Origin of the sequence: Sphingobium sp. PNB, assembly GCF_019873065.1 — a bacterium.
GTDB classification, from domain to species: domain Bacteria; phylum Pseudomonadota; class Alphaproteobacteria; order Sphingomonadales; family Sphingomonadaceae; genus Sphingobium; species Sphingobium fuliginis.
On sequence record NZ_JAINEZ010000217.1, the window covers coordinates 1 to 1,160 of the forward strand.

The 1,160-nt window shown below is 59.4% G+C and carries 1 protein-coding gene; it reads right to left on the reverse strand.

Translation table 11 applies throughout. The features are described from left to right. Positions 1-86: 86 nt before the first annotated feature. Positions 87-1,088: an IS30 family transposase gene (locus K7W03_RS27480; protein WP_061934287.1), complete on the reverse strand. Its 1,002-nt coding sequence runs from the start codon at positions 1,086-1,088 to the stop codon at positions 87-89. Positions 1,089-1,160: the final 72 nt, after the last annotated feature.

A 1,160-nucleotide genomic window follows, 5' to 3' on the forward strand; every position in this document is an offset into this window, starting at 1 on the left:
GGCGGTTTCCATTTGAAGCGCGACACCCGAGGTGATGCGTAGCATTTCATCCGGGGTGGGGCGAGCCCCACCCCGGATGGCAAAATTTATCCGGCCTTGAGGAGGGCGATCTGTTCTCCCAGGACCTCGTGCGGGGTGCGATAGCCCAGGCACTTGCGGGGTGTGCTGTTGAGGCGATCGGCGACGGCCTGGATCTCTTTGTCCGACAGGAGCGCAATGTCGGTGTTGGAGGGCAGGAAGCGCCGTATTCGGCCATTGCAATTTTCCACGCCGCCTTTCTGCCAGGGCGCGGACGGTAAGCAGAAATAACTGGTGACGCCGAGCCTGTTTCGCAGTGTCGCAAAAGCCGCAAATTCCGTGCCGCGATCAAAGGTGATGCTACGCCGGAGGGAAGGGGGGATGCCGCGCAAATGCCGATCGATCCCGGCCATGACACCGGCAGAATGTCGGCTCGGATTACGCGCGAGGAAGGTGAAGCGGCTGCAGCGTTCGACCAGCGAGGTGAGGTTGGCTTTGCCATATTCTCTCCGGAAGATCAGGAGATCGCCTTCCCAATGTCCGAAGCTGCTGCGATCCGCAATTTCCTGCGGACGTGCGCCGATCGTATTGGCCACAGGAATATGGAGACCGCGTGGCTTACGAGCGTAGCGCTGCCGTCGAGAACGGCGGGCAACGGGAAGATGGCGCCACAGCTTCTGGTGGCGTCCATCAGGTCCATAGACATATTGGTAAATGGTCTCGTGGCACACCGCCTCCCGGTTGCCCCGATGACGCCGCAGGTAACCCGCAATCTGTTCTGGCGACCAGGCGGCCGACAAGCGATCAGCGATATAAGCGGCGAGTTCCGGTTGGCGAGCGATCTTCCCGCCACGAACTCGACGCCCGCGCGCCATGGTCTGTGCGACAGTCGGAAAATAGCCGCGAAACAGCGGATTCTCATCCAGATGGCGGTTGCGCTTGAGCTCTCGATAAATCGTCGAAGGATGCCGACACAGCGCGTCAGCAATTTGCTGTGCTGACCGTCCGGTTGCTGCCAATCGATAAATGTCGCGCCGCTCGTCCAAACCCAGATGCTGATAGCCGTTCATTGCGTGCCTTCCTGGAAAAGGGATCAAACCCTTATAAAACCTAGGATTTCGCACTTCGAAATAGAATCCACC